The following is a 5,946-nucleotide window of genomic DNA, read 5'->3' on the forward strand; positions in this document are numbered from 1 at the left end:
GCCCCTCGCCGCCGAGACGGTGGCGGCCGGCTTCCCCAGCCCCGCGGACGACTACATGGAGGCGGCCATCGATCTCAACGAGGTGCTGATCCGCCATCCCAGCAGCACCTTTTTCCTGCGGGTCAGCGGTGATTCGATGATCGGGGCCGGCATTCACCACGGCGATCTGCTGATCGTGGATCGCAGCCTGGAACCGCGCCCCGGGCGGATTGTGGTGGCGGTGCTGGAGGGGGCCTTCACGCTCAAGCGCCTGGTGCGGCAGCAGGGGCGCTGGCTGCTGGAGGCGGCCCATCCGGCCTATCCGTTGCTGGAGCTGGGGGCGGCGGACGATGACCGGCTCTGGGGCGTGGCCATTCACGTGATCCACCCGCTCTGAGCGCTCTCCCATGGCCCTGGCCACGGTGCTGATCGACGCCAACAATTTCTACGCCTCCTGCGAGGCGGCCCTCGATCCCGCCGTGGCCGGCCGGCCGCTGGTGGTGCTCTCCAACAACGACGGCTGCATCGTGGCCCGCAGCGCCGCAGCGCGCAGCCTGGGCATTCCCATGGGCCAGCCCTATTTCCAGGTGCGTCGCGAGCTGGAGCGGCTGGGGGTGATCGTGCGCAGCTCCAATTACGCCCTCTATGCCGACATGAGCCAGCGGCTGATGGCCACGATTGAGCCCTGGGTGGAGGAGCTGGAGGTCTATTCGATCGACGAGGCCTTTGGTCGCCTGCATCGGCCTGCAGCCGGCGATCCCAGCGGCGCGGATCTCAGGCCTGGCGGTGATCTCACGAGTTGGGGGCGGCGGCTGCGGGCTCAGGTGCAGCGCCATCTCGGTCTGCCGGTGGCGGTGGGCATCGCGCCCACCAAGGTGCTGGCGAAGATCGCCAACCGTCTGGCCAAGGGCGATCCCCGCCACGGTGGGGTGTTCGATCTGGGGGCGGTGGCGGATCCTGACCCCTGGCTGGAATCCGTCGCCATCGAGGACGTCTGGGGCATCGGCCGCCAGCTGGCGCGTTGGTGCAGCCTGCGCGGCGTCGCCGATGCCCGCCAGCTGCGCGATCTGGCCAGCGGCGAGCTGCGCCGCCGGTGCGGCGTGGTGGGTCTGCGGCTGCAGGAGGAACTGCGCGGCCGGAGCTGCCTGCCCCTGGTGAGCCTGCCGCCGGCCAAGCAGGAAACCTGCGTCAGCCGCAGCTTCAGCCAGCCCGTCACCACGCTGACGGATCTGCGCGAGGCGATCGCCACCTATCTCAGCCGCGCCGCCGAGAAGCTGCGGCGTCAGCGGCAGCGGGCCGGGGCGATCACCGTGTTCGTGCGCAGCAGCCCCTTCGATGGCAGCCGCTTCTACAGCAATGCCGCCACGGTGCAGCTGCCCCTGGCCAGCAACGACACCGCCGTGCTGCTGGCCGCCGCCCTTCCCCTGGCCGAGCGTCTGTTCCGGCCCCACAAGCCGTTGCAGAAGGCTGGTGTGCTGCTGCAGCAGCTCCAGCCCCTCGAGCAGCTGCAGCACCATCTGCTGGCACCGATGCCGCTGGAGCAGCAGCAGCGCCGTGAGGCCCTTCTGGCCACGATCGATGCCCTGAACCGCCGCTACGGTCGAGGCACGGTGCAGTGGGCGGCCTGTGGCTTGCGGCCCGCCTGGATGATGCGCCGTTCCCGGCTCTCCCGTGCCGCCACCACGCGTCTGAGCGATCTGCCCTGGGTGCAGGCTGGCTGAACATCCAACCGAATCGTGACTGGCGGCCGCTGAGATCCGACCGGATGCGACTGGCGCTGGACTGGCGTGATGACACCGATAAGGTCGATGCATTCCGGAGCCCCTGAGTGACATCCGCTCCGGCCGAAATCCTTCTGGGAGGTTGTCATGAGCATGCAGAATCTTCACCGCCTGGTGGTGGATGCCGAGAGGGACGAGCGGATGCGTGCCCGTCTGCGCCGCTGCCGCAACACCGCCGATCTGATTCGCACGGCACGGCGTCTCGGCTATGGGATCAGCGCCGTCGATCTGAAACGTGCCCGCCAGGACGATCAGCGCAGTCGCGAGGTTGTAGCGCGGCAGGCGGTGGCTGGCTCAGTCAGCTCCCATCAGGCGTGAGACCTGGTCGCGGCCGTTGGTCTTGGCCAGATCCAGGGCATGTTCGGCGCGGTGCAGCAGATCGTTGAAGCTGGTGTCGCCGGCGGTGCGACTGGTGAGTCCACCGCTGATCTGGAGCTGGTAGCCGGAATGGGAGAACACGCCAGGGAGGTGGTGAACGCTCTCGCGCAGTTGTTCGGCGATCTGCAGGGCGGAGTCACTGTCGCGCTCCAGCATCAGCAGTGCGAATTCGCTGTTCCCCATGCGCACCACCAGATCATGCTCCGGCAGCAGGCTGCGGCAGAGCTGGCTCACGTCGCGGAGCACCTGATCACCGGCGGGGTGGCCCCAGCGGTTGTTGATCAGGCGGAAATTGTCGAGGTCGATGCACAGAAGTGACAGGGGCAGGTCGTGCTGCAGCGCTCTCTCGAACTCCTTGGTGCCGAGTTTGTGCAGCAGGGTGCGCTGCGGCAGTCCGGTCACCGGACAGTGGTGACTCATCCGCCGGAGTTCGATCTCGCGCATCACCAGGTCGGCCAGCAGCTTCAGCTGATCGATCTGCTCAGGGCTGGGCTGGCGCGGTTCCCGGTCGATCACGCAGAGAGAGCCGAGCTTGTGCCCATCGGGCGTCCGTAGCGGCGCTCCGGCGTAGAAGCGGATGTGGGGATCGCCCGTGACCAGGGGATTGGTGGAGAAGCGCTCGTCGGCCAGGGCATCGGGCACCACCAGCACCTCGTCTCCGAGAATGGTGTGGCCGCAGAAGGCCTGCTCCCGCGGTGTTTCCCGCACCGTCAGGCCCTGACGGGAGAGAAACCACTGCCGATCGGCTTCCACCAGGGAGATCACGGCGATCGGAGTCTGGTAGAGGCTCCGGGCCAGGGTGAGAATCCGATCGAAGTGGGGATCATCGGCATGGCCCTTGAGATCGTGCCGCTCCAGATCACGCAGGCGCTCCTGTTCATCGGCAGGAATCGGAAAGCTGGCCATGGCGGTGCGGAGACAAACAGGGAGTGCCGGTGAGGCCGGAGGACGGCGATCAGAGCAGGTGGCCGTCCGGCGGCGTATCGCCAAGGGCCTCTCTGATCATGGCGGCGGTCACCGGCAGCGTCTCAAGTTCATCGGCGTTGTCGAGAAAGGCATCGAAGGAGGCGTAGCGGCGCACCATCGGTTCGGCGCCCGGCGCGGCGCAGGCCTGCTCCCAATCCTGATCATCCGGGCGAACGGCGGCAAAGCATTCCAGGGCCTCGGCCAGGTCGGCGCCGTCGCCGATCTGCTCGCCATGCCAGAGAACCTCGTAGAAGCCCATGGCGACACCATGCACGCTGTCTTCATTGTGAAGGCAGACAGCCTCAGGCCGGGCCCGAGGTCAGCTCCGATCTGGCTTCCCGGACCAGCTCCTCATAGCCGGCGCGGCGGCGGGCATCGAGCTGCTCGAGATAGCGACGCTCGTTGTAATAGAGGTCCTGGAAGCGCAGGGCGTCGCTGTTGAGCTCCGCGAACATGGCCTCGATGCGGCTCTCCATGTCCAGGGCGGCTTCCGCCGGAGCCGTGGCTCGTGCCGGATCCGTAACTCGTGCCGGATCCGTGGTTGCTGCTGTGCTGGCCTCTGCCGCTCCCGGCAGATTGGTGGCGGTGGGGGCATCGATGGGGTTCAGCAGGCGGGCGAGACAGCGTTCCAGCGTTTCCAGGTTCTGGGACCTCCAGGCATCGAGCAGGTGTCGGCAGCGCTTCAGGGCCCGCTGCCGCTCGAGCACGGCCGTGGTGCCACGCAGCTGCAGCTCGGGCTGGGCCAGGGCCATGCGATGCAGTTCGCTGGGTTCCAGCAGCGGCGTCAGACGGCTGAGCAGGGCGCTCTGCTCCACCACCAGCTGATCGCCCAGCAACCGTGGCAGATCCAGATCAGCCAGATCCTCTCCGCCATCACTGCCGCGGTTGATCGCCTCCAGCCGGCCGGCCCCGAGGTTGTCTTCCTCGAGGGCGCTGATCGCGGCCCAGAGCAGGCGATGGTGCTGCAGGGCGAAGTCTTCCAGGTCCCGTTGCCGCAGCTCCCGCCGGATCAGGGGCCGGTGCAGCGGGCAGTGGAGGTAGAGCCGCAGCACCTCCGCCTCGGCCCGTTCCCGCAGTCCCGCTTCGCCGGGCTGCTCCCACTTCTGGGAGCGTCCGTGCCAGCGCTGGCCCTTCACCTGCTGGCGCAGGTCTTCCTCCAGCTGCAGGGCCAGGCGGGCCTGGCCGCCGCTGAGCCGCTCCGCCACCTGCTGCAGGTAGTGGCTGCGCACGGCGCTCTGGGGGAGTTTGCCGAGCAGTTCCACCAGGCCAGCCACCGCCTGCTGGAACTGCTCGGCCCGGGCGAGATCGCGGTCGGCCAGCACCTGCTCGATCTGCCAGTCGAGCCAGAGGGGCGCGGCTTCCAGCAGGGCGCGGTACTCGCCGGGGCCGTGCTGCCTGAGGAACTCGTCGGGATCCTTGCCGGCGGGCAGGTGCAGCACGCGCAGCTCCAGCTGCCCCTGCAGGGCCAGCTGCTCCACTTCGCCGATCGCCCGCTGGGCGGCCCGCACGCCGGCGCCGTCGCTGTCGAAATTGAGGATCAGCCGCTTGCTGTCGCAGCCGCGGCAGATCTGGGTGATCTGCTGACTGCTCAACGCTGTCCCCAGGGCCGCCACCGCATTGGTGATGCCGGCCGCATGGAGGGCGATCACATCGAAATAGCCCTCCACCACCACCGCCTGGTCGTCCTTGCGGATCGCGACGGTGGCCCGGTCGAGGCCGAACAGATGCTTGCCCTTCTCGAACACCTCCGTTTCCGGGGAGTTGAGGTACTTCGGTTCGCCGCCATCGAGGCTGCGGCCACCGAAGCCGATCACCCGGCCCTGGCGGTCCTTGATCGGCACCATCACGCGATGGCGGAAGCGGTCGTAGAAGCCCTCACCGCCCTTGCGGGCCACCACCATCCCGGCGGCCTCCAGCAGATCCACCCCAAGGCCCTCCACCTGCTGCAGGTGGGTGAGCAGACCGTCCCAACGGTCCGGGGCGTAGCCCAGCTCGAAGGTCTCGAGAGTGCCTTCGCTGAGGCCGCGGTTGTCCTTGAGGTAGGCGAGGGCCGCGGCGCCCTCGGGACTGCGCAGCTGGCTGCGGAACCAGCCCGCCGCCAGGGTGAGCACCCGATGCAGCTGCTCACGGCGGGACAGCTGCTTGCGCAGCCGTTCCTGCTGGGGTCCGTCGACGGTCTCGATCGGCAGCTGATACTTGCGCGCCAGCTCCAGCACCACATCGCCGAAGCTCTGGCGCTGCAGTTCCATCAGGAACTTGATGGCGTTGCCGCCGGCACCGCAGGAGAAGCAGTAATAGAACTGCTTGGCTGGCGACACCGTCATCGACGGTGATTTGTCGTCGTGGAAGGGGCAGATCCCCACGAACTCGCGCCCCTTCTTCTTGAGCACCACGTGCTCGCCCACCACATCGACGATGTCGGCCCGTTCCTTGACGGCCTCGATCGTGCGGGGGTGGAGGCGGGGCAGGCTCAAGGAAAAGGCGGAGGGGGAAAGGAGAGGAGAGAGGAGGGAGGAGAGAGACTGAGGGCGATTCTGCAGGGATCAGGAGGGAGCCGCTGCCGTTTCGATGGCACAGCCTGGCTGCAGAGTGCGATCCTGAGCAGCCCGCCAGGGACACTCGTGCGCGTTCTGCCGCTGGGGTCAACCCCGATCGAGGCCGCCGCCGTGCGGGCGATGCTGCTCAGCGCCCTGAGCTTCAGCCTGATGGGGGTGTGCGTCAAGCAGGTGGGCGCCCGCATCCCCGCCGCCGAGGTGGTGCTGGCCCGGGCGCTGCTGAGCGTGGCCCTGAGCTGGTGGTTGCTGCGCCGCGCCGACATCGACCCCTGGGGCCGCCGGCGTGG

At 68.2% G+C, this 5,946-nt stretch carries 6 protein-coding genes and 1 pseudogene; 4 read left to right on the plus strand and 3 right to left on the minus strand.

Annotated elements, in window-relative coordinates; all coding sequences use genetic code 11:
• The 3 genes from VB716_RS00620 to VB716_RS00630 form a co-directional block, all read left to right on the plus strand.
• On the plus strand, positions 1 to 376 hold a 376-nt coding region (locus tag VB716_RS00620; RefSeq protein ID WP_323269453.1), incomplete at its 5' end, for a translesion error-prone DNA polymerase V autoproteolytic subunit.
• A 10-nt stretch (positions 377 to 386) separates the two neighbouring features.
• Positions 387 to 1,700 carry a Y-family DNA polymerase gene (locus VB716_RS00625; RefSeq protein ID WP_323269454.1) on the plus strand — a complete coding sequence of 438 codons (1,314 nt, stop codon included), beginning with the start codon at positions 387 to 389 and terminating at the stop codon, positions 1,698 to 1,700.
• A 147-nt stretch (positions 1,701 to 1,847) separates the two neighbouring features.
• Positions 1,848 to 2,078, plus strand: coding sequence for a Nif11-like leader peptide family RiPP precursor (locus tag VB716_RS00630; RefSeq protein ID WP_197155046.1), 231 nt, complete (start codon positions 1,848 to 1,850; stop codon positions 2,076 to 2,078).
• Here VB716_RS00630 and VB716_RS00635 read toward each other — a convergent pair.
• From VB716_RS00635 to dnaG, 3 genes are read right to left on the minus strand one after another with little or no spacing between them, the layout of a single operon-like run.
• Complete coding sequence (locus VB716_RS00635; RefSeq protein ID WP_197155054.1) at positions 2,055 to 3,044, minus strand: sensor domain-containing diguanylate cyclase; 990 nt, start codon at positions 3,042 to 3,044, stop codon at positions 2,055 to 2,057. The genes VB716_RS00630 and VB716_RS00635 overlap by 24 nt on opposite strands.
• Positions 3,045 to 3,093: 49 nt before the next feature.
• Complete coding sequence (locus VB716_RS00640; RefSeq protein WP_197155056.1) at positions 3,094 to 3,363, minus strand: hypothetical protein; 270 nt, start codon at positions 3,361 to 3,363, stop codon at positions 3,094 to 3,096.
• A 43-nt stretch (positions 3,364 to 3,406) separates the two neighbouring features.
• The gene (gene dnaG, locus VB716_RS00645; protein WP_197155058.1) at positions 3,407 to 5,578 is read right to left on the minus strand and encodes a DNA primase; all 2,172 of its coding nucleotides are present in this window, start codon (positions 5,576 to 5,578) and stop codon (positions 3,407 to 3,409) included.
• Positions 5,579 to 5,725: 147 nt separating this feature from the next.
• On the opposite strand from dnaG, the pseudogene VB716_RS00650 reads away from it, so the two are divergent.
• Positions 5,726 to 5,946: pseudogene (locus VB716_RS00650) on the plus strand (hypothetical protein); the annotation flags it as partial.

It is taken from the genome of Synechococcus sp. CCY9201, assembly GCF_034931105.1.
In the GTDB taxonomy this organism is placed as follows: domain Bacteria; phylum Cyanobacteriota; class Cyanobacteriia; order PCC-6307; family Cyanobiaceae; genus CBW1002.